The sequence below is a fragment of the Chryseomicrobium excrementi genome (genome assembly GCF_002798305.1).
Classification (GTDB): Bacteria; Bacillota; Bacilli; order Bacillales_A; family Planococcaceae; genus Chryseomicrobium; species Chryseomicrobium excrementi.
In genome coordinates, this window is the sequence record NZ_PCGR01000002.1 from 329,651 (window position 1) to 355,077 (window position 25,427).

The window sequence follows — 25,427 nt, forward strand, 5'->3', positions numbered from 1 at the left end:
TTATCATAGCATTATCTCCGGCAATTGAACATTTTAGAACATGACCCACTATTGATGACTGAAGGGACTAAAAAATCCCAAAAAAGGATATCGAAGAAATGCGTCCTGTCGTATACTGAAGAAAACTAAAGGGGATAGCCCAGTGAAAAAATTATGGATTGTAGTGGGTGCGATCCTTCTGTTTCGTATTGGGAGTTTAAGTTATGCAGATGCTAAGTCACTTGAGCAGCCAATCATCGTAGCAAGTGAATTGAATCCTGACATGCAACAGTTCTATGTCTCGTACATTACGAATCGGACACAACCACATGCACTCAATTTTGCAGAAATAGGGAACGTTCCACTCAATTTTGCTTCAGAGACGTTTGAGCAATTCGGAATGAACGGGATGGAGCAGGTGACAGGGCAGATTCAAATGGAGACTCCTTATTACGTGCTTTATTCAGCTACGAGTGAGCAGTTGTCACCTGAATTAGTAGAAGAGATAGATGGCAAGATGGCTACAGTTTATTTCACAGATGGTTCTTCACAAACCATTCCGTTCAGTATACAGAGGGATTTGATTCAAGAAAAGAATCCTCTGGACATGCTAACAGGTGCGAGTGGTCCTGATGGTTCTGCAGATGGCTTTAGAGCTTTAGAATCGTTTACGATTCAGTCACTCAAGGTGGATGAACGGATTGAGCTAAAGATGTTCCGGGTGGATGGAAAAGAAATTGAAGTACCAGTAGAATCTCCTATTCAAGTGGATGAAGGAGATGCTGTCCAGATTCAAGTATCTGATGGAACGGCATTGTTTTTTGGAGAGCTAGCCACTATAGAAATGAAAATCCAAGTGAGCGGGAAATCATCTGAAGAGAGTGCGTACTTATTTTTTAATTTAAACGAGGTGCCATCAGAAGAGTGGATCAATCAAAAAGTGAAGGAGGCGAAAAAGGAATGAACTTTCATAAACGAGTGTTGATTGGAAGTATCTTTCATATTTTCGATTTTACTATCGGATTTTTTGATATCCTTCCAGACTTCATTGGCTTTCTAGTGATTGCATCCGCTTTTTCCGTTCATTCGACTAGGGAGGCGAATAAGGGCCTAATTCTTTCCTTGATACTTGTAATGACAAGTTTGATCCAGTTAATGGTTCCGATACCAAACATGGGTCTCACTATGCTACCATTTGATGGATATTTAGGGGTTCTGATGATCATCGTAGGAGCTTTAACTATTTTGCATTTCGGATATATCTTTATAGTGTCGAATCAAATTTTATCAGATCAAGATGCAAAGTTCCCAAAAGTGTTTATGATAGTGCAACTAGTCAACTTTGCACTTTTAGGACTTGTCGTTCATGTCACGTCCAGTGTGGCATTAACCATCTCCTTACTATCGATTGGACTTAGCGTACTCTCGATGATTTATTTCTTCATCGCTTTAATACAGAGAAAAAACCTTGAAAATCAATTAAAATTGATTGATTTCACGGAGCTCGGTCATTCCACTGTATGAAACTTTGAAAATAATAGAAGGAATGCAACTAGTTTTGTCGAATACAACCTGTAAGCGCTTTCAAATAAGGGCTTGGGAGATAGGACAACTAGAAAAGAGGGATGAAATGAAGTTAACACATTTCGTGAACGGAGAGTGGCTTGAAGATGGCTCACACCAAGATGTACTGAATCCGGCAACAGGTGAGGTTCTTGCCGAAGTACCTATGGGTGACGCAGATCTTGTAGCTAAAGCAGTAGAAGGTGCCAAAGTTGCACAAAAAAAATGGGCAAAAGTGCCTGCACCAAAGCGTGCACAGTATCTCTATGCTATTGGACGTGTAATGGAAGAGCGTAAAGAGCATTTGGCACAAGTGCTGACAAAAGAGATGGGAAAAGTCATTGAGGAAGGACGTGGCGAAGTCCAAGAAGGAATCGACATGGCCTATTATATGGCAGGTGAAGGAAGACGCTTGTTTGGGGAAACAACGCCTTCAGAGCTTGCTGATAAATTTGCAATGAGTGTTCGTGCGCCAATTGGTGTCGTTGGGCTGATCACGCCTTGGAACTTCCCAGTTGCTATTGCGACGTGGAAATCGTTCCCGGCTATCGTAGCAGGAAATACGTTCCTATGGAAGCCAGCAACAGAGACACCAATGATGGCTTATGAAATGGCAAAAATCTTTGAGGAAGTTGGTTTGCCTAAAGGAGTCGCTAACATCGTCTTCGGTTCTGGTGGTACAGTCGGGACTGCGATGATTGAACATCCTGACGTTAAAGTCATCTCATTCACAGGCTCTACCGATACAGGAAGTAAAGTAGCTGAACTCGGTGGCAAACACTTGAAGAAAGTCTCGCTTGAAATGGGAGGGAAAAATGCAGTCATCGTCATGGATGATGCAAACCTAGACCTAGCTATAGATGGTATTCTCTGGAGTGCTTTCGGAACTGCTGGACAGCGTTGTACAGCATGTAGCCGTGTCATTGTTCATAAAGATGTAAAGAAAGAACTTGAGCAAAAGCTTCTTGAGAAGATGAAGCATCTGAAGATCGGTGATGGAACAGACGAGACAGTGAAAATTGGTCCTGTCATCAATGCGGCTGCTCTTAAAAAGATTCATGGCTATGTGGAAATCGGGAAAGAAGATGGAGCAACGCTTCTTGAAGGTGGCCATGTTCTAGATGAAGGAGACCTTTCAAAAGGTCATTTCTATGCGCCAACACTATTTACAGACGTGCCATGGGATTCTCGAATCGCGCAAGAAGAAATCTTTGGACCTGTTGTTTCTATCATTGAAGTCTCTTCATTAGATGAGGCTATCGAAGTGAACAACAGCGTAAAGTTTGGCTTGTCGAGCTCGATCTTCTCACAAGATGTCAACACAATCTTTAAGGCGCAACGTGATTTAGATACAGGGATCGTCTATGTAAACGCAGGGACAACAGGTGCTGAGATCCACTTACCATTTGGGGGGACAAAAGGGACTGGAAATGGACATCGTGACTCAGGAGTGGCTGCACTAGACGTCTATACAGAATGGAAGAGCGTCTATGTAGATTTCAGTGGGAAATTGCAGCGGGCGCAAATAGATACTAACTAGATGTGGAAGGCGTTTGCTCAGAAATGCTTCGAAAATTGGGCGTGCCCGTAGAGGTGCTTTTTGCCTCTATGGGGGCGAATGATTTTTGAATGTATTTCTAACGCCTGCAACTCGATACAGAGTAAGTTTCAAAGGGGAATATAAACAAAGGGGGAACTAGAAATGATCGTAGGTGTATTAGGTGCTGGTTTGATGGGGAAAGAAGCAGCAACAGACTTAGTGAAGAGTCCACAAGTAGAGAAAGTGATCATTGGGGACTTAGATGTCGGCCAAACAGAGATGTTTGCACAAAAGCTGCAAAATCCAAAGCTTGAGGTCCGTCATCTTGATGCAAATGACGATGAGTCGATTCGTTCTTTAATGAAAGAGTGTGATGTAGTCGTCAATGCTCTATTCTATACATTCAACCAACGAGTTGCTGAGCTTGCCATTGAACTTGGCGTCAATGCAGTAGACTTAGGGGGGCACATCGGTGGTGCGACAGATTACATCTTAAATCTTGATGAAAAAGCAAAAGCTGCGGGTGTTACGCTCATTCCAGATCTAGGCGTTGCTCCAGGGATGATCAACATTTTAGCTGGACATGGTGCTAAGAAGCTCGATAAAGTGTCGAGCATCAAGTTGTATGTCGGTGGAATTCCGGTAGAGCCAGAAGGAATCTTTAAATACAACCTCGTATTCTCGTTAGACGGAGTGTTTGATCATTATACAGATAAGTCTCATGTAATTCGTAACGGAGAAATGCAGGAAGTGGATTCACTGTCTGAAATTGAGCCGATCCATTTTGATGGATTCGACGAATTAGAGGCATTCCATACAGCTGGAGGAACCTCGACTTTAGGTCATACATTTGCAGGCATCGATACTTTAGAATACAAAACGATTCGTTATAAAGGCCATGCTGAGAAGTTTAAATTACTTGTAGACCTTGGTCTGACAAACAAAGAGACCATGGTGAATGCAGGTGGAAATGTTGTATCCGCTCGTGAGGTGCTGCGAGAAGTATTAACGCCTCAACTTCGACTGGGTGACAAGAAAGATGCTGTCTTGCTTCGTGTTATAGTAGAAGGGTTCGAAGGGGAGACAGAAAAGAGCTATATGTATGAGCTAGTGACAACAAAAGACGAGTTATCAGGAACTACTGCGATGGCACGAGCTACAGCGAATACAATTTCTGTTGTTGCTCAGATGGTGGGTAATGGCACGATCACGTCTCATGGCGTTTATCCACCAGAATTGGTTGTGCCAGGCGACCTTTATATGCGAGAAATGGCGAATCGTGGTGTAGAAATTAAAGAATATGTAAAATCAGAACAAATGTGATCTCACAGACCTGCAATCGACACCGGTTGCAGGTCTTGTTTATTTCCCGGGAAATATGTCGAAAAGAAATTTCAGACGTACTGTAACTTTCTTCCTCTTACTAAGTCTAATGGTATAGAAACTCACAGGAAATGAGGGGAAGGCAATGAAAAAGTGGATGATGCCAGTAATGGCAATGGTATTTGTAGGACTATTGATAGGTGGATTTTATACTGTAACTTCTTTAAGTGGTGCAATTGTGAAAGGGTATCCTGAAATGACAGTCACGACAAAGCAAGAGCAACTGCGTGATTATTTCGAACGCGTAAAAAAATCATCGCAGTCAAGATTTGCATTTGGAGAAGAGGCTGAGGGCAGTAGTGACATGGCAGGAGCGACAGAAGAGTCGTCTGCTAAGAGCTCTGATGTCTCGACAACCAACAACCAAGTTGAAGGAGTCGACGAAGCGGATACTGTGAAGTTGAATGAAGACTACATTTATATGGTGTCAGATCAGAAGGTCAGCATCTTTGACATTCGCGACCCAGATAATATGGTTCAGGCAGGTGACATCACCTTTGGTGGAGAGCGCTATCCTATGCAACTGTTCTTAACAGAAGACTATTTAGTCGTATTGAATCAAAACTACTCTCATCAAGGGCAGCCTGTCCTTCGAAGTGATGAAGGATACAAATGGGCGCCTTACGATGGTCTGGCTATAGCGAGTATTTATTCATTAGAGGATCCTGAAAATCCGAAACTTGTACGAGAAGTTGGGGCAGAGGGGCAACTTTCTAGTGCGCGTATGACAGACAATACGATCTACTTTATCTCGAGCCTTTACAGCAGAATGTGGGCTTTTGAAGAAAATGAAGAGGTAGAGCTTCGTCCATTCAATTATGATTCGGAAAAAAGCGAAGATCCAGAAGCTATCGATTACGACAAAATTACCATTCTCCCGGATACATTAGTGGGGGGGTATACGTTGATCTCTGCTATTTCATTAGAAAATTTAAATGAATCACAACTTTCAACTGAAGGATATCTCGGAAGTAGCGAGCAATTCTATATGTCTACAGAATCCATTTATTTAACAACTACTGTGTATTCTCAAGAAGGTGCTGATTCAGATGAGACGACTGACAGCATGTTCTGGAATCCTGGAGTACGAGATACAGATATCTACAAGTTTGATTTTGAAGGAACAGATGTAGAGTTGGTCGGCTCGCACCGCCTAGAAGGCCATTTGTTGAATCAGTTCTCAATGGATGAATACGACAACCACTTCCGAGTAGTCACAACGGAAGGCGATTCTTGGAATGAATCCAAGCCATCAGAAAATCACTTGTTTATCTTAGATGACGAGATGAACCGAGTAGGAGAACTTAAAGGATTGGCCAAAACGGAGCGAATCTATTCAGCCCGTTTTATGGAAGACAAAGCCTACATGGTGACATTTAAAGAAACGGATCCATTATTTGTCTTTGATCTCTCAGACCCAACAAAACCAGCAGTTCTTGGCGAACTCAAAATTCCAGGATTCAGTAATTATTTGCACCCTATTGGTGAGACCCATCTACTTGGTATCGGATATGAGACGGAGATGGTGACGTTCCCAGGGTCTAAGGAGCCAAGTCTAGTGACGGGTGCTATGAAGATGTCGCTGTTTGATGTCAGTGATTTCTCTAATCCTAAAGAGCAGGATGTTGAAATTATCGGAGGATATGGCAGTTACTCTCCAGCCCAATACGATCACAAAGCTCTAATGATTCATCAAGAGAAAGGGTATTATGGATTCCCGGTGACTTTATACTCAGGTGAAGCAGGTGGGAACGTCAAATATGAAGGGGACGGGGCCAACATCTACCGAGTCACACCAGAAGAAGGTATCACACCAGTGGCTTCTCTGATGAATGACAAAGTGGAAGGCCAGCAATACGAAGAGTGGAACCACACGATTCAACGTCTAGTTTATGTAGATGACACCTTATTCACACTAGCCAACCGCCGCATCTCAAGCTATGACTTCAACACATTTGAGCGCAAGCAAGTTCTAGATTATTAAGATGGTTGTTTGTAAATTTCAGGTGTTTTGAGCCTGAGATGTCTTTTCCTAGGGTATCAGAGGTTCTGCGAGACCCCGCAGGAGTGTGCGACGAGGAGGCTCGGAGGTTCTCCCCTTGGAAAGGATGTCTCAGGTGAAAAGCATATACTTATAAGACATGAAAACCAGCTTCGGCTGGTTTTTTGCTGTCTTGGCACAATAAGCATTGTCAGAATCCATCCCAGTTCGTTAGACTGAAGAGAGAACCGAAAGGAGGCAGGACATGTCCAACTACGAAATTACAGTCGAGTGCTGTCTGCTTGCGGGCCGCCTCATGATCGAAGGGGGCGCCGAGACTTACCGGGCGGAAGATACGATGGAGCGCATGGCGAAATCCCAGCATCTCATCGGCTCTCAAAGTTTTGTCATGCCGACTGGAATCATGTTCAGTGGCAACAACAATGCTCCCACCCGTTTGATGCGAGTCAATTCGCGTGTGACCGACCTTGAGAAAGTCGCCATGGTCAACTCGATTTCGCGGCGCTTGGTTAATCAAGAGCTCACCATTGAAGCAGCTTACGAAGAATTGAGGAGAATTGAGACCGAACACAAAACGTTTCCGTTCTGGCTCCAAATTATTGCGGCAGGAATTACTTCAGGTGCCTTCTTGTTGCTTCTCGGTCATGACTTGTGGAACGTGCCGGCTGCCATGGGCATAGGTGCACTGGGGTACGTGATTGCGACTATGCTGGAGTTAAAAACACGCGTGAAATTTTTTGCTGAATTCTTCGCGGCTTTGGTCATTGGGATTGCCGCTTATTCTGCTGTATATATTGGGTTTGGAAATAATTTAGACAGTCTGATCATTGGATCCGTCATCCCGCTTGTACCAGGGCTTCTCATCACTAACGCGGTGCGAGATTTGATGGCAGGTCACTTTGTATCTGGATTATCAAAAGGAGCCGAGGCGTTTCTCACGGCCTTTGCCATTGGAGCAGGCGTGGCACTCGTCTTGTCATTCTAAGGAGGAGCTATGGATTATTTACTACAAGCAGGACTCAGCTTTTTAGCAGCCGTAGCGTTCGGTATTCTATTCAATGCCCCTCGTCGCATGCTCATCCACTGCGGTCTGGTAGGAACGGTTGGATGGCTTGTCTTTTCCGTCACTCAGACGGTAGCCGATGATCAAGTGGTGGCAACATTTCTTGGAGCTTTCACCATTGCGTTGATGTCTCACATCTTTGCACGGAGACGGAAGATGCCTATGATTTTATTCAGTGTCTCGGGTATCATTGTTTTAGTTCCAGGAGCTACTGCTTATAATGCGATGCGAAATGTGGTGGAACAGGATTACTTGATGGCGATTGAGCTAGCTACACGTGCTCTTCTTATTTCAGGAGCTATAGCTATGGGGCTTGTATTTGCAGAAATTATCATGCAGATCTATTCGCGACTCTATAGACGTGTTGTGAAAAAGGAAAAGACAGATGCGCTAGTAGATATCGAAGAGACGCGTCAATTATAAAAAACCAAGCGCCGCAGCGGGCGCTTGGTTTTCTGTACAGTTAGGATTGGAAATACGTTTCGAGCTCCGTACTCTTCAAAGGTTTGGAGAAATGGAAGCCTTGAAGGCCGTCACATCCCATAGACTGTAGCTGCTTGGCTTGCTGCTCGGTCTCGATACCTTCTGCAAGCACTCGGATTTGAAGCGAATGACCAAGAGATACCATCCCTTTAATCAAGCGCATGACTTTATCATTTTGAGTCATCGACTGGATGAACGTCCGGTCAATCTTCAAACTCTCAATCGGCAAGATCTGCAAGTAACGAAGAGACGCGTACCCTGTTCCAAAATCATCTAGAACGAAACGGATGCCCTCTCGGTTCAACGCATGCATCTGCTCGATGATTGCTTTTTCAGATTCTGCTTCGAGTGCGAACTTCTCTGTGATCTCAATTTGTAGACGGTTGGCAGGACAGCCGGTTTGCTGCAAAATCTGTGTGATGATGCGTGGCATGTTCTTGTCATGGAACTCACGAACGGACAGGTTGACATTCACTTTGATGTCATAGCCTTTTTGATGCCACTCGGCGGCTTGCTTACAACTTTTTTCTAAGACAAACGTCCCTAAGTCATTAATTAGACCCGTTTGCTCTGCGATTGGAATCAACTCTTCTGGGGAAACTTGTCCTAAGACATCACTTTCCCAGCGAACTAGCGCTTCAAAGCTCGTGACCTTCTTGCTTGCCGTATCAAGGATAGGTAAGTAGACGACCTCAAGGTTCTGTTGATCAAGCGCTACTAACAGTTCTTTTTCGATCTCAACGCGACGAGACAGCTTGGAATGCGCATCTTTTGGTAGTGTTGTGATCAAGTTTCCGCCTTGCTGTTTCACTCGCTGTAAAGAGTTGTGGGCCGCTTCCACGATATGATGCAACGTCTTTTGGTCATCCGGGTAACGAGTCATACTTCCGCTTACTGTCAGAGCAACCGCTTTGCTATCGATATAGACAGGGTTGGATTTTAAGAAATCACCAAATCCTTGGATGTACCAGTCGCTTAATGGAGTGATCAAGGCAAACTCATTGCGCCCCATCCGGCCGATTTCAGAGTCAGGGAAGTACTTTTTCAAAAGCTGAGTGAATTCATGGAGAAGCGCTTCTTCATGTTGTTCATTCATCAGTTCTTTTAATGTATAGAACTTATCGATCGACAGCAATACATAGGTGAACTCCATTTTTTTTGCAAGCTGCTCTTTCATGATTTCTTCCATTTTGTAACGACTGAGGAGGCCTGTCTCCAAATCGATGAAGGCAGCTTCTTCAAGCTTCGTTTGCATCGTTTTCTTATCTGTGATTTCTTCTTCTATAATATAGCTGTGCTGGACGATGTCCTCTTCATCCATTACGGGAATAGCTAACATTTGAACCCAATACGGTTGACCGGACTTTGTACATTTCTCAACAGACCCTTGCCAAACAGAGCCGCGCTCTAGTTGCTGAAGGATTTGATGCGCTTTATGACGAGACGATTCTTCATCAGGGAGCAGTTGCCAAATCGATTTCCCTATGACGCGTTTTGGCGTCCACTCACTTCGTTCTAGAAAATTGGCATTTGTAGAGAGGATAATACCACTAGCATCAACAACATAGAACATAAAGCCTTGTTTTAAACCAGCTTTTACCTGTTCCCATTCAGTAGGGATCGATTTCATTTCAAATGGCTGGTTTAAATGATCAAGTGTATAGTTAGTTTGAGCCATATACAGTACTCCTTTACAATCCGTTTTCATCAGTATAATTCATTATTACCAATACGTCATTACAATTCTCCACTTACTATTCCAAAAGTTCTAGGAATTGTAAAATGGCGAAATAGAGAAAAGGCAGGGGAATTCACCATGAACTCACAACGATATAAAGGAATTGGACTCATTCTCTCGGGAGCTATGCTCTGGGGAGCGAGTGGTCCAATGATGGAATGGTTACTGGAGCACTATGCCATCAGTGTCCCGTTCTTTTTGACCATTCGCTTGATTGTGGCAGGGCTGCTCGTTTTGGCAGTAGTCCGACTTCAACATATTCAAGTGTTTACAATTTGGAAGGATGCTGCGTGGCGCATGAGGCTAGTAATCTTCGGGATCTTTGGAATGCTAGCTGTGCAGTTCACATTTGTTGCAGCCATCGATGCGAGTAATGCGACTGTTGCGACATTGCTTCAATTCATAGGGCCGGTCTATATCATTTTGTTTGTATCTTGGAGATTGAAAAAGCGTCCGCCTGCTTATCAAGTGATAGGCATGGTGGGGACTCTGGGTGGACTTGTCCTGCTACTAACAAACGGAAACTTTGCCCAGTTGGCGATTTCAGGAGAAGCTCTATTTTGGGGAGTCGCTGTTGGGATTGCATTTGCTTTTTATACAGTGTACCCAGCTCGTCTCATGCAGGAGTGGGGTGTTTTGATCGTCGTCGGTTGGGGGATGGTGATCGGTGGAGTGGTCCTTGGCCTTTTCTCTCGCTTATGGGCGAGTGACGAATGGAGTCAATTACTGCATCCGGTCGTCATTGGAATGACAGCGGCAATTATAGTAGTAGGAACGGTCGCGTTCATCTTGTTCTTGTCGAGCATGAAGTATATTACGGCTGTCGAGACAAGCATTTTATCCAGTATGGAGCCTCTAACCGCTATGATCATCTCTTTCTTCTGGTTTAGTCAGTTGTTTGGTCCGCTTCAATATGTAGGTATGGCTATCATGCTCGTTTTCATCACGTGGCTAACGATTGCCGGGGAAAAACAATCAGAACATTGAGACTTGTTTTTCACCTCTCCTGTGTCATAATAAGAGAAGTGATTAATTCGTATTACGAAGAATTTTGAGGTGTGTAATGAAAACAGTCTTTTCCTATTTAAAACCTTACCAGGGCCTCGTCATCTTGGCGTTGTTTTTGATGTTTCTTGAACTTGCCGTCGAGCTTATTCAGCCTTTATTGATTGCAAAAATCATTGATGATGGGATTTTGGCTAATGATCCACAAGTGATTTTAGAGCTCGGAATCTTTATGGTCGTCATCTCGTTCGTCGCCTTCTTTGGTGCCATTACCAATACCGTCATTGCATCTCATATCGTACAGAGCTACGGCTATGACATTCGCATGGCTTTGTTCCGAAAAGTGCAAGACTTTACGATGACCGCGTTCTTGCGCTTTCCGAACGCTAGCTTGATCACGCGTCTGACAACAGATGTCGTGATGACACAAAACGTCATCTTCATGGGACTTCGTATTATGCTCCGTGCGCCACTTGTCGTCATAGGGAGTATCATCATGGCGTTCTTTGTGAACCCTTCACTTGCCGTGTACTTAGTGATCGGATTCCCGTTCTTACTCATCTTTATGTACTGGATGAGTCGCAAAGGGATGCATATGTTCACTCGCGTTCAAAAAGCGCTCGACCGATTGAACCGTCAGATTCAAGAGAACTTACAAGCTGTGCGTCTCATTAAAGCTTACTTGCGTGGGCGTTATGAAGCAGAGCGCTTTAATGGTGTCGCAGATGAGTTGCGTTCCGTCAACGTCACCGCGTTTCGCATCATGGAGTTTATTCTTCCGGTGCTCCTTCTTGTGATGAACATCAGTTTACTTGCGGTCCTCTGGTTCGGAGCAGACCTGGTGAACACAGGTGAAGCACCACTAGGAGACCTAGTAGCCATCGTCAACTACGTCATGCGAATGACAGGTGCATTCTCGATGTTTGCCTTCATCATTATCTTCTTCTCTCGTGCGAAGGCTTCGAGTGAGCGTATGGAGGAAGTGCTCCTTGTCGATGAAGAGCTTGAAAAGGGTCTGGATAGCGGGAAGTCACCTCGTCGTGCATATGGAGAAATCGAATTTGAAAACGTATCGTTCCGTTATCCGAATGCGAAGGAATGGGTGTTGGAGAATGTGTCCTTCCGTTTGAAGTCCGGTCAAAAGCTAGCTGTGATGGGGGCGACTGGTGCTGGGAAGTCGACGCTGTTCAATTTGATTCCGCGTTTCTTTGAAGTGACACGCGGGACGATTCGTATTGACGGGCTTGCCATCGAGCAGTGGCCGCTACGAGAACTCCGAGAGACGATTGGTTATGTGCCACAACAATCAATCCTGTTTACAGGCAGTATTGAAGAGAACTTAGGTTGGGGAGACACGGAAGCGGAGCAAGAGTGGCTAGTAAATGCAGCTCGCAAAGCACAGATCCACTCTTCAATCGAAGAGTTCCCGAATCAGTACCAGACGCGAGTCGGGCAAAAGGGAGTCAACTTGTCCGGTGGTCAGAAGCAGCGCTTGTCTATTGCGCGCGCCATTGTACGACGCCCTGAAATTCTATTGTTAGATGACAGTACGAGTGCGCTTGACGTCAACACGGAAAATGCTCTGTGGGAAGCGCTCGATGAGGAATCTGCGACGATGCTTGTCATCACGCAAAAGATTCGGACGGCAAAAGGGGCAGACGCTATCCTTCTATTGAATGAAGGCCGTGTCGCTGCCTTTGGTTCTCATGATGAACTGATGAAGACATCTGATTTATACCGCGCGATTGCGCAGTCGCAACAAGAAGGAGGCGATGAACATGAGCTTCTTTCGTAAGCCGTTTGGATATGAACCGATTTTAACTAAAGAAGATATCAATGGGACATCTGAGAAGAAAGTCGATAAAGCATCCGACTGGAAGTCTGTGCTGTACCGCATCTGGCAATTTGTCGATGAACAACGCGCTTTGTTGATTGTCGTGTTGGCACTTGTTCTTGTATCTTCCGTACTCGCTTTAGCAGGTCCTTATCTAGTTGGACGGATTATTGACGACTACATCACGAACCGGGACCTGTCCGGGCTTTCTACTATCATTATCTGGCTTGCTGTCATTTATGTTGGCTGGTCAGTCAGTTTATACCTACAGAACTACTGGATGATCGGTATCGCGCAGCAGACCATTTACCGTCTGCGAACGACACTCATCAGCCACTTGCAACGTCTGTCTGTATCGTTCTTTGACCGCCGTCAACATGGGGAACTGATGTCTCGTGTGACGAATGATATTGAAAACGTCAGCCAGACTTTGAATACATCTTTCATTCAAGTGTTTTCGAGTATTTTGACTCTAATCGGAACGACGGTCGTCATGCTACTTTTAAGCCCACTGATGACCGTGATTACGCTCACCATTGTGCCTGTGATGTTCGTGGCCATTCGCTGGATCACAAAACGTACGTCGAAGCTCTTCAAAGAGCAGCAAAAAGCTGTTGGAGAACTGAACGGGATGATTGAAGAGACCATTTCTGGGCAGCGTATCGTCAAGGCCTTCTCTCAAGAAGAGCGCATGATGCAGGAGTTCTCAGCAAAGAGTACTCGACTTCGTACGACGGGCTTCTGGGCACTGACGTACTCAGGATTCATTCCAAAAGTAATGAACTTACTGAACAACTTGAGCTTTACGATGGTAGCAGCAATTGGCGGAGTGCTTGCGTTCTATGATCAGATTTCCATCGGGGAAATCGTCATCTTCACCGAGTACGCACGGCAGTTCACGCGACCACTGAATGATCTTTCGAACCAGTTCAACACAGTCTTGTCTGCGATTGCAGGGGCGGAGCGTGTATTTAAAATCATCGACGAGGAGCCGGAAGCAGATACGGGTCTTGCTGAAAATGATGTCACATTAAAAGGCCACGTCGAATTCAAAGACGTCGTATTCCGCTACAACAAAGAAGAGTCCCAGCCGATCATCGACCATGTGTCGTTTGAAGTGCGACCGGGGCAGACGGCAGCTCTTGTCGGAGCCACAGGTGCCGGGAAGACGACGATCATGCAACTGCTCGCTCGTTTTTATGAGACGGACGATGGGGCCATTCGCATTGATGGCATCGATATTAGAGACATTCCACGTAAAACATTACGCAGCCAAATGGCATTTGTACTTCAAGACCCGTTCTTGTTCGAAATGACGGTCATGGAGAACATTCGGTACGGCAAGCTCGACGCGACAGATGAAGAAGTCATGGAAGCAGCAAAGCAAGCCAATGCACACGATTTTATCATGAAGTTGCCGAATGGCTATCAGACCGTTCTGAATGCAGACGGAGGCGAGATTTCGCAAGGGCAGAAGCAGCTGTTGTCCATTGCACGTGCTTTGGTCGCAGATCCTGCAGTCTTGTTGCTTGATGAGGCCACATCAAGCATCGATACCGTGACGGAGATGAAAATTCAAGAAGCGTTGGAGCGTTTGATGGAAGGGCGGACGAGCTTTGTTATTGCCCACCGATTGAATACCGTGCGCCAAGCTGATATGATTTTTGTAATGGAACATGGACGTCTTGTCGAGGGAGGTCCGCAACAGCAGCTACTTGAACAGAAGGGGCGCTATTACCAAATGCTCATGTCTGGAAAGGAAGAAAACGAATGACAGAAGATTTAGTAGTCGTGTCGACGCCTGTTGACCAGGAAACATGGCAAGAAATCAGTGAACTCGTTACCGCCGCATCATCCAAGGACAGTATCAGCTACGCGCCGATCTTTGGCGTCGAAAATTTAAAAGATCCTCACTTCTATGGCTTTTGCTTACTAGCTTACAGCCAAGAGACAGATGAGTTACTCGGGTTTGCTTCGGCAATCGATCCGATCAATACACGCGATTACGAATGGAGCATTATGGTACATCCAGAGCGTCGCAGTAAAGAACTTGGCGTTCGGATTTATGAACGATTGATTGAGGAGTTTGAAAAACGCGATTTCAACTCGCAGACTGCGATGAACCCATCCAATAGCCCGCACTCTGCTGCGTTTTTAAAGAAACTTGGCTATCAATATGCGTATTCTGAAAGGACGATGAAAGCACTCGCCAAACCTGTAGAACTTGATGCCGATTTGACAGTACGCCCATTTGATGAGGAGAGCGATCTTGAGAGCTTAAAAGGCATCATCGAGAATGCATTTGGTGACTCTTCAGAAGAAGTCGACGCGTTGATTGAATTTACGACTCACGCGCCGAACCGCCAATTCTTTTTAGCCCATGCAGACGGTGAAGCCATCGGTGCGATGACTATCGTTCGCGAGAGCGAGCGCATTTGGGTAACAGCACTAGCTGTACATTCTATGGCGCGCGGCCAAGGAGTAGCGAGCAGTCTGCTCCGTTACGCGCAACAATATGCCTACAACGAAGGCTTGAAAGTAGTCTACCTAGATGTAGAGACGGACAATGAGACGGCATTGTCGATCTATGAACGCGTCGGGTTTCAGACGGTGAATCATACGAAGTACTGGAAGAATTAGTTTTAGATGTGAAGAACGCCGCTCTAGAAATTTCATCAAAACCAGGCGCACCAATTGAGGCGCACTTTGCCTCGGTTGGGGTGAATGGTTATGATGGGGATTTCTGGCGTTCGCAACTCGATTTCGATTAGATGTGGAGCTTCTAGGAGGCGCAACTCGATTTCGATTAGATGTGAAGAACGCCCCTCGCTGAGGCGTTGAGCGTGCGTTCTTCTTCATTAATTACGATTTGTTCTCCATGCGTTGGGATTTCTTCTACATCGAGCACGATTTGTTCGACATGAAAGTTGATTTCTTCTGCATCAGAGTTTTTCATTAACCAAAGCAGCTCCTAGGGAAGATTCCATAAAGCAAGTACACTCGCTTTAGAAATCTTCCCTGGGAGCTTTTTAAAAAAGGAGCGAATGCAGTGAAGATTTTTGCACATAGGGGTTGCTCAGGCACCTACCCGGAGAACACGTTGGCCGCTTTCCGCGCAGCACGCGAGCTCCCGATTGATGGCATTGAGCTCGATGTTCACTTATCAAAAGACGGGGAACTGGTGGTTATTCATGATGAACTCGTGGATCGCACAACGGATGGTAAAGGCTTTGTGAAGGATATGACGAGTGATCAGTTGCGAGCTTTAGATGCCGGAAGTTGGATGGGTGAGGAGTTTGCTGGAGAGCGGATTCCATTTCTATCTGAAGTGCTCGAACTATTTTCAGGTACGCATCATGTGCTAAATATTGAGCTGAAATCTGATATTTTTCCGTATCCAGGAATGGCAGATCAAGTGATGAAGCTGATTCGTTTCATGGAACTTGAAGACCGGGTCATCCTTTCATCGTTTGATCATGAAGTGCTGCGCTATGTGGCTGTAGAGTATCCAGATATCGAAACGGCGTGCCTGACGATGGAAGTGATGATCGATTTTCCGAACTACTTGAAACAAATCCCGTCGCCTGCCGCGCACGTCTTCTTTCCGACAGCGCTTCGTCGTATGGGGCATGAGTTGAAAGCAGCAGGCATTCCGGTTCGGGCGTTTACAGTCAATGATGAAACCTATGCCCGGCTGCTTGAAGAGGTCGGAGTAGATGCCATCTTTACTGACTTTCCTGAGAAGTTTATTTAACAAAAAAACTCGTTTTCCTTTTGGGAGAACGAGTTTTTATAGTTTTTAGTGGTTTTCGAGTTTGCTCACCATTTCGCTATATGCTCTTCCACGCAACCGAGCATATGCGAAATCACGACTTTCCCGTACCCTTCTAAATGAATCGTTCCTTTGAAGTAGCCAAACATTTGATGCACCTCTGAGTAGACGAGTTTGACATCCGTCCGAGCTACACGTTCATAAAACGGGATGAAAGTTAGAGAGACATCCGATGAGAACTTCGTCTTCAGGGTCCATGGCTTCATAAAGTCGTTGGAATCGTAAGTGAACAAAACATCTTCACTGATTTTATAGAGTTTGCCATCGATAAGGACCGCATTTTCTGTCATCCCTGTACCGTCTGTCCATTTACCGCCAAAGTTCAAGCCGATCTTTCGGTTGCCGATGCGCTGGGAGGCGAAGCCCCAGTTCCAAGTAGCGGATCGTGGCCAAATGCCACGTCCATAATCAAGGACGGCAAAACTTTCGTCATCTTCAAAAGTGTAGACGTGGTCTCCGTGCGAGACGGTGCCTTCAGCGGGAAGTGTATGGTGCTTCGCGGTGAATTGGAAGTGATTGCGGTCCCAAGGGATGACGACGTTCAACGATTCTTGATCCACGGGATGTTTGATTAGCAGTTCGGCTCTTAAAGGTTCGCCGTCGAAATCGTCGATTATCACTTCTAGCAACGTTTTGTTGCCGTCTTTCGGTATAAAGCGAAGCTGCATCTCGTTAGAAGTCGCAGTCGCTGGGCCTAGGACGTGGGGTGATAGAGAGACGCCGCGTCCGAGTGGAATGGTGACGGTCTTTTCAATCATTTGCTGGGATTCATAATGGAACAAGTAGACAAAGCAAACAGCTGCATAGTCCATGTGACTGATGGTTGCAGAGAATAAAATTTCCTCTCCGAAGACGCACCAGTAGTTCCACTTTTTCTTACGCATGTAGTGGCCGCTCAAATTGCTCTCGATGAGAGGAGTCTTCGCATAGCCGATTGCCAGCGGATTGAGCTGCCCTTTTGCGTCACAAAGGGTTACTGGGTGTTCTAAGAGAGATTCTTTATGTTGTTTGGTTGCCATGGCAGTCACCTCGAATCGTTTCTACGATAACTGTAACATAGTTCCATCTTTCCCATGTGTGTCGAAATGATTAATTGTTATACCAAAGTGTTGCAAGTGTGCCTTGACCCGCATGAACCGCAAGTACCGTGCTGATATCGCCGACAATGATTTCACTATCAGGGGCAACTTCTTGAAGAGATTTCGCAAACTCGTTTGCTTCGTCTTCACAATTCCCGTGCATCAAGTAGATTTTACGGATCGGTTGCTTGTTGTAAGAAGCAGCTACTTTGTCGAGTAGAGCTTGCTTAGCTTTTTTCATCGAGCGAACCTTTTCACCTTCGTTCAATTTCCCGTTAGGCGCAATGTGAATGATGGGCTTGATTTTTAAAAGGTTGCCTAGATAAAATTGCGCACTGCTCAGACGACCGCCGCGGTACAACTGATCCAAGCTGCCAATCAAAATGTAGTTTTCAAAATCTTTAACGCGGTTACGAAGAGTTTCTGCGATTTCTTCTGGTGGTTGACCTTGAGATTGAAGTTCTAATCCAAATTCGATCAAATCCGTGATTCCAGCAGATAGGGAGTGGGAGTCTACTAAGTGAATATCCACTTCTGCAATCTCAGCGCCACTTTTGGAAGAAGCGATCGTGCCGCTTAACTCGTTCGAAAGATGAACCGCGATGATAGCGTCATAGCTCTCTTTTAACTCTTCATAAAGCTTGGCGAATTCGCCTGCAGGAGGCTGGGATGTCTTTGCCTTTTCTTTGTCGTTAGCTAAGCGGTCATAGACTTCTGTCTTTGTAATAGAAACCTCATCAAGATAGGTCTCGTTATCAAAATGAATAGCTAGAGGTACGATATGAACATCTGGATGCTGTTTCAATTTTTCTGAAGGATAGACGCTGCTATCCGTGACCCATGCAATTTTCGTCATCGTGTATGTACACTTCCTTTAATAGTATTCTTTGAATAATAAGTATAGCATGATATAGATTCAAATTAAGCAAAAATTGAAATTATTGATGGTGCCACCAACGCGCGTCCCAAGACTCTTTCGTGTCGAAACGGTGCCTCCATAAAATCAAGACGACGAGAATCGAAAATAGATAGCCGAAAATATCATTTTCTAAGAAAAATAGTGCAATTGCGTATGCTGGATAAGCAAGATTCATGGCTAGCGTCGCGCTTCTCAAACTGGCAAATGCTACGAGGAAGACGACGACCACTGCGAGAAAAGCGAGCGGATGAAAAGCAAGTGTCACACCAATGAACGTCGCAATGCCTTTGCCACCGCGACCTTTTAGCCAGATGGGGAAGAGATGTCCGATTACAGCAAGGATTCCTCCAATTGCAATTTCTACGAGCGAAAGGTTCAACCAGTGGCCGAGTCCGATGATGAGCGCCCCTTTTCCAGCATCTCCAATGAACGTGATTAAAAAGGCATCTTTACCAAGAACCGTACCTGCATTCCTTGCTCCAAGATTGCCGCTTTCATGCTGCCGCAGATCCACGCCTTTCCACTTTCCAACAAACCAAGCAGTCAAAATAGTTCCCACTAAATAACTGACCACCCAGTACCCCGACTGAATCATACACACTGCTCCCTTAGTCCATTTTTATTCAGTGTACCATGTGGCGGAAGCGCTTTGGTATTTGATAGAATAGGGAAAGAGAAGGAGAGATGCACGATGAATGTACGTGAAGCCATTGAAACAAGACGTTCAATCAAAAAATTTAACGGACACCCCGTTACAAAAGAGCAATTGAAACAAATCGTGGAGGCGGGGACTTGGGCTCCGAACCACGGAACACGTGAACCTTGGCGCTTAGTAGGAGCTGTTGGAGAAGCGATGGACCGCATGATCGACGCCATCAAAGAAGTAGCTGTTCCGAAGTGGCGCGATATGTCGGAAGAAGAGCTACAAACTGCGTTAGCTAAGTTTATGCAGCCTGGAGCAGTTTTATTTGTGATTGTTCCTGAAGATGCTCGTCAAAAAGAGCGCTTAGAAGATTTCAGTGCAGTTAGTGCGATGATCCAAAACATGCAGCTGGCTGCTTGGGAGATGGAGATCGGCTCTTGCTGGAAGACTCCTCCGTTTATCGACCATCCAAAATTCCGTCAGACTTTAGGAGTTAAGCCGGGCGAACGCATCATCAGCATGCTGCAGTTCGGGCATTTTGATGATATGCCGAAAGCAAAGCCACGGAAACCTGTGGAAGACATTCTTGAATACTTTGAGTGAGTGGGAATAATCCCAGCCAAATCATAGAAAAGGTAGTTTCTCATGAAGTTTGAGAAACTACCTTTTTTCCTGTCTTTACGTGTAGGGGAAGCGTTCCGCGGGCGCGGGCTGAGCCAACGTCTCAGCTTCCGCTTATAATCCCGCTGGAGTCACCCCTACACGTATATGATATGTTTTGCTAAAAGTATCTCATCTAAGAAACTGAGTAGTTGAATTAATTCTATCTATGGGATGTATGAGCCTGAGATACCATTTCCCAGGGTATTAAGAGGTTCTGCGAGACCCCGCAGTCGCCCGTAATCCATGCTCTGCCGTTCTTATATCTCGTATGAGTTTCTAGTGATTTTAACCGAGGTGTAGCGCGAGGAGACTCGCAGGTTCTCCCCTTGGAAATAGTATCTCAGGTGAAAAGAACACGAGAACAAGCTTTTTAGGTTGGTAGAGATTAAAAAAACCCGGCACAAGGGCCGGATCGGTTTACTTCTTCAATTGTTCAGGAGTGTACTGCGCCATCTGCTCATAGTAATTGCCGATCACACGTAATCCTTTATCAAAGTTCTCCAAGTGGAAGTGCTCGTTTGGAGCGTGGAAGTTTTCTGTTGCCAAACCAAAGCCCATTAATACGACAGGAAGCCCTAAGATTTCGTCGAAAGATGCCACGATTGGAATCGAGCCGCCTCCACGGACGTAAGCAGTTGGTACATTGTAGACTGCTTCATAACTAGCACCTGCAGTTTGGATAGCAGGGTGGTCATAAGGAGTAATGAATGGCTTTCCTTTATCGAACTCAGAAACCGTCACTTCCACACCTTCAGGTTTGTTCGCTTCGACGTGTGCTTTCAGTTTCGCCACGATTTCATCTGGATCTTGATCGGGTACAAGACGGCACGTGATTTTCGCACCGGCTTCGTTTGGAAGCACGGTCTTGATGCCTTCGCCTGAGAAGCCACCGAAGACGCCGTTGATTTCAAGGGTTGGACGAGCCCACACGCGTTCTAGATGTGTATAACCAGGTTCGCCGAACAGAGCGGGAACTTCAAGTTCATTCTTCAGCGCCTCTTCATCAAAGTTGAGTGCAGCATAAGCTTCGCGCTCCTCGTCAGCAAGAGGGCGGACGTTGTCGTAGAACCCGTCAACTTGAATCGTGCCTTCTTTGTCGCGGAACGATGCGAGCAGCTCTACGATTGCGTGTAGCGCATTTTGAACGCCACCGCCGTAAAGACCTGAATGCAAGTCGCCTTTTGCACCTTTCACATCGATTTGGATACCGGCAAGACCTCGAAGACCATAGCAGACTGCTGGCTGTCCAGGTCCTTGCATGCCAGTATCAGAAATCACAATCACATCCGCTGCAAGTGCTTCTTTGTTTTCTTCCACATACGCATCTAAGTTCGGGCTACCGATTTCTTCTTCGCCTTCGATTAAGAATTTGATGTTGACCGGAAGTTCGCCTGTTTCTTTAAGTAACGCTTCTACAGCTTTTACATGCATGAAGACCTGACCTTTGTCATCACTTGCGCCACGTGCGAACATCTTTCCGTCACGAATGGTCGCTTCGAATGGAGCTGTCTCCCAAAGGTGAAGCGGGTCTACTGGTTGCACATCGTAGTGGCCGTACATTAAAATCGTTGGTTTTCCTGGAGCGTGTAACCAGTCCGCATAGACAACTGGGTGACCTGCAGTTGGGTCGATCTTGACGTTTTCAAGACCTGCTTTTTTCAAAGCCTCTGCCAACCATTCGGCTCCTTTCTTCATATCCTCTTTGTGTTCCGATAACGAAGAAATACTTGGAATCGCTAAAAATTCTTTCAATTCCGCCAAGTGCGTCTCGCGATGGTCTGCGAAATAACGATCTAGCTGTGGTGAGTGCATCGAATCCCTCTTTCTTGTAGTTAGAATCTCTGTTTAAGTATAGCAAACTTTCAGAATAGCAGAGCTTCAAATGCAAGTTTGCGAGGAAATATGATATAGTGGTTCTATTATAATTTTTGAACGTTAGTACATAGGGGGAATAACAAACCAATGGAATTTGTCTATTTAGGCATCTGTTTAGCACTGTCGTTTTTCTTTTCCGGCAGTGAAACTGCATTAACTGCAGTCAATAGGATGAAGGTCCAGCTTAGAGCGGAGCAAGGAGACCGTGCGTCTCAAAAGCTATTAGTGCTTCTTTCTAAGCCGGACCGAATGATTACAACAATCTTGATCGGAAACAACATCGTGAACATCGCGATGCCGACCTTGTTGACAATCATCGCGTTACAATACGGTTGGGATGTGGCCATTGCTACGGCTGTCTTGACGGTATTGATTATTATCTTTGGAGAGGTCTTGCCAAAAACGATTTCTGTAACCTTCTCAGATCGTATTGCGTATCTAGTAGCTCCGATCATTGGGCTTCTAGTTCAAATTCTTCGTCCCATCACGTTCTTGCTTGCACAGCTGACGAACATCTTTATCCGCATCTTGTCAAAAGGCGCAGTTAAAGAGGCGACGCTGACAAAAGAAGAGCTTCGTTCTATGGTAGATATTGCGTCTACAGAAGGAACGTTTGAAGAGGACGAGTCCGAGCGATTAAAAGGAGTTCTCGATTTCCCACATAAAGATGTGGAAGATGTACTCGAGACACACCGTACAGAGATTGTTGGAATTCCGACGACAGCGACGTTTGAAGAAGTCCGCAGCATCATCTTAGAAAATAAATACACGCGTTTTCCTATCTATGAAGACAGCATGGACCAAATCATTGGCATGTTTTACACAAAGCGTTTTATCGAGTGGACGATGAACCCAGAGCGGCAGCTTGAAGAGTTCGTGGATCAAGAACCACTATTCGTTGTCAAATCTTTAAGTGTCGAGAAAGTCTACAAACAGATGCTTGCGAAGAAAAAGCACATGGCTATTGTTTTGGATGAGTACGGTGGAACACTTGGAATTGTGACGCACGAAGATATTATCGAAGAAATGATTGGTCAAGAGATTGAAGACGAGACAGATGAAGACGACGAGCCACTGGTATATGAACATACTGCCGACCGTTTGATCTGTGCCGCTCGTTTTGAAATCGAAGACTTCAATCATTTGATGGAGATGGATATCCAAACGGAAAATGAAACAATCGGAGGCTTTATCATGGAGCTTCTCGGTCATGTTCCAGACGAAGGAGAAACGGTCACATTCGAGAACTTACATTTTGAAGTCAACGAGATGGACCGCAACCGCATCGTCAAGCTGACAGTCACGAAACTTCACGATACAACAGAACAAGAGGAAAACGAACTAGCTCGTGCATAGAAATGTGGAACCGGCTTGGTCAGAAACTTCTCGGGAATCAGACGGACCTAGTGAGGCGTACTTTGCCTCATTAGGTCCGTTTGATTTTTGAGTGTGTTTCTAGCCGGTGTAACTGGACACTATGAAATATGGAAAAGACTTCTCAGGTGAATAGCTGGATAGTATAGATTACACAAGTGTAATGAACATGAAAGAACACTCGATGGTTCGTAAGGTAATTGTTTGAGAAGATAGCCTTACAAAGAAATGAACCGGAGGGGAACAATCATGTCTAAGATTGAAACCGTATATGAACAACACAATCGCTCAATTTACTACTTATGTCTAAAACTCACGAAAAACCAAGCAGAAGCTGAAGACCTTATGCAAGACGTCTGGATGAAAGTCGTTCGTTATGAATCGTATCTAGAAAACGTAGACCACGAGAAGGCATGGTTGACGACCATCACGATGAATACCTTCCGTGACAAATACCGCAAAGACGTTCGTCGCAGCAAGCACATGGTCGTACAACCCGATCAACTGGATGTCTCCATCCTTGATTTGATTGCAGCAGATACGTTACCGATTGAAGATCAGTTGGCAAAAGCAGATGTCAGCGAGTTGATTCAAAAGAAACTCGGCGAACTGGATTCTATCTACAGCAAAACGGTCTTTTACTTCTATGTAAAACAGTTATCATTAGTCGAAATCGCTGAAATGATGAAAGTTTCGATTGGGACGGTAAAGTCTCGTCTATTCCGTGCGAAGCAGCGATTACGTGAGCTTATCTTAAATGACGCAGAAACAGCAGAAATGTTGCTTGTTTAATAAAAAAATCCCAAGACGCGTGGTCTTGGGATTTTTTATGCTTATTTTTCTGTGCGTTCTTCAACAAATTCTTCGCCTGTCGAGAACCATTCCTCTACATTCCAAACCTTCGTAACCAGACCTTCGTAAAAATCAGGTTCGTGAGAGACGAGCACAATCGTGCCTTTGTATTCTTGCATCGCGCGTTTAAGCTCTGCTTTCGCTTGAACGTCCAAGTGATTCGTCGGCTCATCGAACAGCATCCAGTTACTCTCATCAAGCATCAGTTTACACAGACGAACTTTCGCCTGCTCGCCCCCACTTAAACTAGAAAGAGGGCGTGAGATGTGATCATTTTTCAATCCTGTACGGGCTAGCGCTGCACGGACTTGGTGCTGATCCATACTAGGGAACATTCCCCAGACGTCGTCGATCGGCGTGACATTTCCAGCTTTCACTTCTTGTTCAAAGTAGGCAGGAATTAAGAAGTCTCCGCGGGCAATTTTCCCATCAAGCGCAGGAATCTTGCCAAGCATTGTCTTCAGAAGTGTCGATTTCCCGACACCGTTCATTCCCACTAAGGCAATTTTCTCACCACGTTCAATCGAGAACGTTAGGGGAGGTAGAAGCGGCTTATCGTAGCCGATGACCAAGTGATCTGCTTCTACTACATAACGACTGGAACCACGTGCTTCTTTGAAGCTGAACTGCGCGTCTTGTGCTGTCTCTGGACGGTCGATTCGCTCCATGCGGTCCAGTTGTTTCTGACGAGACTTTGCACGACCTGTAGTCGAGTAACGCGCTTTGTTCTTCGCAATGAACTGCTCTTGCTTTTTGATGAAGTCTTGTTGTTTCTCATAAGCATCGATGTGCTGGCGTTTGTGGAGCTCCGCAAGCTCGATGAATTTTTCATATGTCGCTGTGTAGCGCGTCAACTTCGAGAATTCCAAGTGGAAGATGACGTCCGTCACGCTGTTCATGAACTCCGTATCGTGGGAGATCAGCATGAAAGCATGCGGATAGTTCTTTAAATAGTTTGCGAGCCAATTGATGTGCTCCTCGTCCAAGTAGTTGGTCGGCTCATCGAGTAAGAGAACTTTTGGCTTCTCCAAAAGAAGTTTGGCAAGCAAAACTTTTGTACGTTGTCCACCTGACAAGGCATCAACCGGTTTTTCAAGGCCGATTGCATCTAGGCCAAGTCCTCGTGCAACCTCTTCAATCTTCATATCAAGTGTGTAGAAATCGCCAGCGTCCAACGCATCTTGAATCTCTGCCATCTCGTCGAGCAACTGTTCAAGTTCTTCTGGCGAGGCCTCCGCCATCTGCATGCCGATGTCATTCATCTTCGCTTCTTTTTCATAGAGTGGCAAATACGCATCGCGCAGTGTATCCATCATCGAACGCCCTGGTTGCAACCGTGTATGCTGATCCAAATAGCCGTAATGCGTACCTGGCAGCCATTCAACGCGTCCTGTATCGTGAACAAGTTCTCCTGTGATGATGGACATCATCGTGGATTTTCCGACGCCGTTTGCGCCGACTAGGCCGACGTGTTCGCCTTCGACTAAACGAAACGATACATCTTTAAATAGGGTACGGTCTCCAAAGGAGTGTCCTAAATTATCTACTGTTAATAAACTCATGGTTGGTTCCTCGATCCTTACGATATAGTTTGCACAAA

22 protein-coding genes are annotated in these 25,427 nt (G+C 45.4%); 15 read left to right on the forward strand and 7 right to left on the reverse strand.

Annotated features, from left to right (window positions below; translation table 11 throughout):
* Positions 1-142 precede the first annotated feature (142 nt).
* From CQS04_RS06305 to CQS04_RS06335, 7 genes are all read left to right on the forward strand, one after another.
* Positions 143-943 carry a hypothetical protein gene (locus CQS04_RS06305; RefSeq protein WP_100353320.1) on the forward strand — a complete coding sequence of 267 codons (801 nt, stop codon included), beginning with the start codon at positions 143-145 and terminating at the stop codon, positions 941-943.
* The gene (locus CQS04_RS06310) at positions 940-1,503 is read left to right on the forward strand and encodes a hypothetical protein (protein WP_100353321.1); all 564 of its coding nucleotides are present in this window, start codon (positions 940-942) and stop codon (positions 1,501-1,503) included. Before CQS04_RS06305 ends, CQS04_RS06310 begins: the two co-directional genes overlap by 4 nt.
* 106 nt (positions 1,504-1,609) lie before the next feature.
* Positions 1,610-3,082 (forward strand): aldehyde dehydrogenase family protein, encoded by a 1,473-nt coding sequence (locus CQS04_RS06315; protein WP_100353322.1) that lies wholly within the window; start codon positions 1,610-1,612, stop codon positions 3,080-3,082.
* 162 nt (positions 3,083-3,244) lie between these two features.
* Positions 3,245-4,405 carry a saccharopine dehydrogenase family protein gene (locus tag CQS04_RS06320; protein ID WP_100353323.1) on the forward strand — a complete coding sequence of 387 codons (1,161 nt, stop codon included), beginning with the start codon at positions 3,245-3,247 and terminating at the stop codon, positions 4,403-4,405.
* A 145-nt stretch (positions 4,406-4,550) separates the two neighbouring features.
* On the forward strand, positions 4,551-6,449 hold the full coding sequence (locus CQS04_RS06325) for a beta-propeller domain-containing protein (RefSeq protein ID WP_100353324.1): 1,899 nt from the start codon (positions 4,551-4,553) through the stop codon (positions 6,447-6,449).
* 262 nt (positions 6,450-6,711) lie between these two features.
* The gene (locus tag CQS04_RS06330) at positions 6,712-7,452 is read left to right on the forward strand and encodes a threonine/serine exporter family protein (RefSeq protein WP_100353325.1); all 741 of its coding nucleotides are present in this window, start codon (positions 6,712-6,714) and stop codon (positions 7,450-7,452) included.
* Positions 7,453-7,461: 9 nt separating this feature from the next.
* Positions 7,462-7,953 (forward strand): threonine/serine exporter family protein, encoded by a 492-nt coding sequence (locus tag CQS04_RS06335; protein ID WP_100353326.1) that lies wholly within the window; start codon positions 7,462-7,464, stop codon positions 7,951-7,953.
* Positions 7,954-7,993: 40 nt separating this feature from the next.
* Here CQS04_RS06335 and CQS04_RS06340 read toward each other — a convergent pair whose 3' ends face one another.
* Complete coding sequence (locus tag CQS04_RS06340; protein WP_165775470.1) at positions 7,994-9,691, reverse strand: GGDEF domain-containing phosphodiesterase; 1,698 nt, start codon at positions 9,689-9,691, stop codon at positions 7,994-7,996.
* Between the two features lie 138 nt (positions 9,692-9,829).
* Here CQS04_RS06340 and CQS04_RS06345 point away from each other — a divergent pair, with 138 nt between their 5' ends.
* The 4 genes from CQS04_RS06345 to CQS04_RS06360 all read left to right on the forward strand — a co-directional run bounded on the left by CQS04_RS06345 (position 9,830) and on the right by CQS04_RS06360 (position 15,230).
* Positions 9,830-10,738 (forward strand): DMT family transporter, encoded by a 909-nt coding sequence (locus CQS04_RS06345; RefSeq protein WP_100353328.1) that lies wholly within the window; start codon positions 9,830-9,832, stop codon positions 10,736-10,738.
* A gap of 76 nt (positions 10,739-10,814) precedes the next feature.
* A complete protein-coding gene (locus tag CQS04_RS06350; RefSeq protein WP_100353329.1) occupies positions 10,815-12,551 on the forward strand; it encodes an ABC transporter ATP-binding protein in 1,737 nt (578 codons plus the stop codon).
* Positions 12,535-14,364 carry an ABC transporter ATP-binding protein gene (locus CQS04_RS06355; RefSeq protein WP_100353330.1) on the forward strand — a complete coding sequence of 610 codons (1,830 nt, stop codon included), beginning with the start codon at positions 12,535-12,537 and terminating at the stop codon, positions 14,362-14,364. Before CQS04_RS06350 ends, CQS04_RS06355 begins: the two co-directional genes overlap by 17 nt.
* The gene (locus tag CQS04_RS06360) at positions 14,361-15,230 is read left to right on the forward strand and encodes a GNAT family N-acetyltransferase (protein WP_100353331.1); all 870 of its coding nucleotides are present in this window, start codon (positions 14,361-14,363) and stop codon (positions 15,228-15,230) included. The genes CQS04_RS06355 and CQS04_RS06360 overlap by 4 nt, the downstream gene beginning before the upstream one ends.
* Positions 15,231-15,396: 166 nt before the next feature.
* Here CQS04_RS06360 and CQS04_RS13745 read toward each other — a convergent pair whose 3' ends face one another.
* Complete coding sequence (locus CQS04_RS13745; protein WP_165775471.1) at positions 15,397-15,546, reverse strand: hypothetical protein; 150 nt, start codon at positions 15,544-15,546, stop codon at positions 15,397-15,399.
* Positions 15,547-15,639: 93 nt separating this feature from the next.
* Between CQS04_RS13745 and CQS04_RS06365 the strand changes: the two genes are divergently transcribed.
* A complete protein-coding gene (locus tag CQS04_RS06365; RefSeq protein WP_100353332.1) occupies positions 15,640-16,344 on the forward strand; it encodes a glycerophosphodiester phosphodiesterase in 705 nt (234 codons plus the stop codon).
* Positions 16,345-16,409: 65 nt separating this feature from the next.
* Here CQS04_RS06365 and CQS04_RS06370 read toward each other — a convergent pair whose 3' ends face one another.
* The 3 genes from CQS04_RS06370 to CQS04_RS06380 form a co-directional block, all read right to left on the reverse strand.
* Positions 16,410-17,441, reverse strand: coding sequence for a DUF2804 domain-containing protein (locus tag CQS04_RS06370; protein WP_100353333.1), 1,032 nt, complete (start codon positions 17,439-17,441; stop codon positions 16,410-16,412).
* A 70-nt stretch (positions 17,442-17,511) separates the two neighbouring features.
* A complete protein-coding gene (locus CQS04_RS06375) occupies positions 17,512-18,357 on the reverse strand; it encodes a DegV family protein (protein ID WP_100353334.1) in 846 nt (281 codons plus the stop codon).
* Between the two features lie 82 nt (positions 18,358-18,439).
* Complete coding sequence (locus CQS04_RS06380) at positions 18,440-19,015, reverse strand: glycerol-3-phosphate acyltransferase (protein ID WP_100353335.1); 576 nt, start codon at positions 19,013-19,015, stop codon at positions 18,440-18,442.
* A 96-nt stretch (positions 19,016-19,111) separates the two neighbouring features.
* Here CQS04_RS06380 and CQS04_RS06385 point away from each other — a divergent pair, with 96 nt between their 5' ends.
* The gene (locus CQS04_RS06385; protein WP_100353336.1) at positions 19,112-19,666 is read left to right on the forward strand and encodes a nitroreductase family protein; all 555 of its coding nucleotides are present in this window, start codon (positions 19,112-19,114) and stop codon (positions 19,664-19,666) included.
* 477 nt (positions 19,667-20,143) lie between these two features.
* On the opposite strand, the gene CQS04_RS06390 is transcribed toward CQS04_RS06385, so the two are convergent.
* Positions 20,144-21,538 carry a dipeptidase gene (locus CQS04_RS06390; protein WP_100353337.1) on the reverse strand — a complete coding sequence of 465 codons (1,395 nt, stop codon included), beginning with the start codon at positions 21,536-21,538 and terminating at the stop codon, positions 20,144-20,146.
* Positions 21,539-21,688: 150 nt separating this feature from the next.
* On the opposite strand from CQS04_RS06390, the gene CQS04_RS06395 reads away from it, so the two are divergent.
* Positions 21,689-22,957, forward strand: coding sequence for a hemolysin family protein (locus CQS04_RS06395; protein WP_100353338.1), 1,269 nt, complete (start codon positions 21,689-21,691; stop codon positions 22,955-22,957).
* 267 nt (positions 22,958-23,224) lie between these two features.
* Entirely contained in the window at positions 23,225-23,767 is a 543-nt protein-coding gene (locus CQS04_RS06400) for an RNA polymerase sigma factor (RefSeq protein WP_094943533.1), read from the forward strand.
* A gap of 41 nt (positions 23,768-23,808) precedes the next feature.
* Here the strand turns inward: CQS04_RS06400 and CQS04_RS06405 are convergent, their stop codons facing one another.
* The gene (locus tag CQS04_RS06405) at positions 23,809-25,389 is read right to left on the reverse strand and encodes an ABC-F family ATP-binding cassette domain-containing protein (protein ID WP_100353339.1); all 1,581 of its coding nucleotides are present in this window, start codon (positions 25,387-25,389) and stop codon (positions 23,809-23,811) included.
* Between the last annotated feature and the right edge of the window lie 38 nt (positions 25,390-25,427).

Bases quoted from the DNA above. Each gene is read 5' to 3' on its own strand.
- CQS04_RS06310 (WP_100353321.1), top strand. From the start codon at position 940: ATGAACTTTCATAAACGAGTGTTGATTGGAAGTATCTTTCATATTTTC.
- CQS04_RS06315 (WP_100353322.1), top strand. From the start codon at position 1,610: ATGAAGTTAACACATTTCGTGAACGGAGAGTGGCTTGAAGATGGCTCA.
- CQS04_RS06320 (WP_100353323.1), top strand. From the start codon at position 3,245: ATGATCGTAGGTGTATTAGGTGCTGGTTTGATGGGGAAAGAAGCAGCA.
- CQS04_RS06325 (WP_100353324.1), top strand. From the start codon at position 4,551: ATGAAAAAGTGGATGATGCCAGTAATGGCAATGGTATTTGTAGGACTA.
- CQS04_RS06330 (WP_100353325.1), top strand. From the start codon at position 6,712: ATGTCCAACTACGAAATTACAGTCGAGTGCTGTCTGCTTGCGGGCCGC.
- CQS04_RS06335 (WP_100353326.1), top strand. From the start codon at position 7,462: ATGGATTATTTACTACAAGCAGGACTCAGCTTTTTAGCAGCCGTAGCG.
- CQS04_RS06340 (WP_165775470.1), bottom strand. From the start codon at position 9,691: ATGGCTCAAACTAACTATACACTTGATCATTTAAACCAGCCATTTGAA.
- CQS04_RS06345 (WP_100353328.1), top strand. From the start codon at position 9,830: ATGAACTCACAACGATATAAAGGAATTGGACTCATTCTCTCGGGAGCT.
- CQS04_RS06350 (WP_100353329.1), top strand. From the start codon at position 10,815: ATGAAAACAGTCTTTTCCTATTTAAAACCTTACCAGGGCCTCGTCATC.
- CQS04_RS06355 (WP_100353330.1), top strand. From the start codon at position 12,535: ATGAGCTTCTTTCGTAAGCCGTTTGGATATGAACCGATTTTAACTAAA.
- CQS04_RS06360 (WP_100353331.1), top strand. From the start codon at position 14,361: ATGACAGAAGATTTAGTAGTCGTGTCGACGCCTGTTGACCAGGAAACA.
- CQS04_RS13745 (WP_165775471.1), bottom strand. From the start codon at position 15,546: ATGAAAAACTCTGATGCAGAAGAAATCAACTTTCATGTCGAACAAATC.
- CQS04_RS06370 (WP_100353333.1), bottom strand. From the start codon at position 17,441: ATGGCAACCAAACAACATAAAGAATCTCTCTTAGAACACCCAGTAACC.
- CQS04_RS06375 (WP_100353334.1), bottom strand. From the start codon at position 18,357: ATGACGAAAATTGCATGGGTCACGGATAGCAGCGTCTATCCTTCAGAA.
- CQS04_RS06380 (WP_100353335.1), bottom strand. From the start codon at position 19,015: ATGATTCAGTCGGGGTACTGGGTGGTCAGTTATTTAGTGGGAACTATT.
- CQS04_RS06385 (WP_100353336.1), top strand. From the start codon at position 19,112: ATGAATGTACGTGAAGCCATTGAAACAAGACGTTCAATCAAAAAATTT.
- CQS04_RS06390 (WP_100353337.1), bottom strand. From the start codon at position 21,538: ATGCACTCACCACAGCTAGATCGTTATTTCGCAGACCATCGCGAGACG.
- CQS04_RS06395 (WP_100353338.1), top strand. From the start codon at position 21,689: ATGGAATTTGTCTATTTAGGCATCTGTTTAGCACTGTCGTTTTTCTTT.
- CQS04_RS06400 (WP_094943533.1), top strand. From the start codon at position 23,225: ATGTCTAAGATTGAAACCGTATATGAACAACACAATCGCTCAATTTAC.
- CQS04_RS06405 (WP_100353339.1), bottom strand. From the start codon at position 25,389: ATGAGTTTATTAACAGTAGATAATTTAGGACACTCCTTTGGAGACCGT.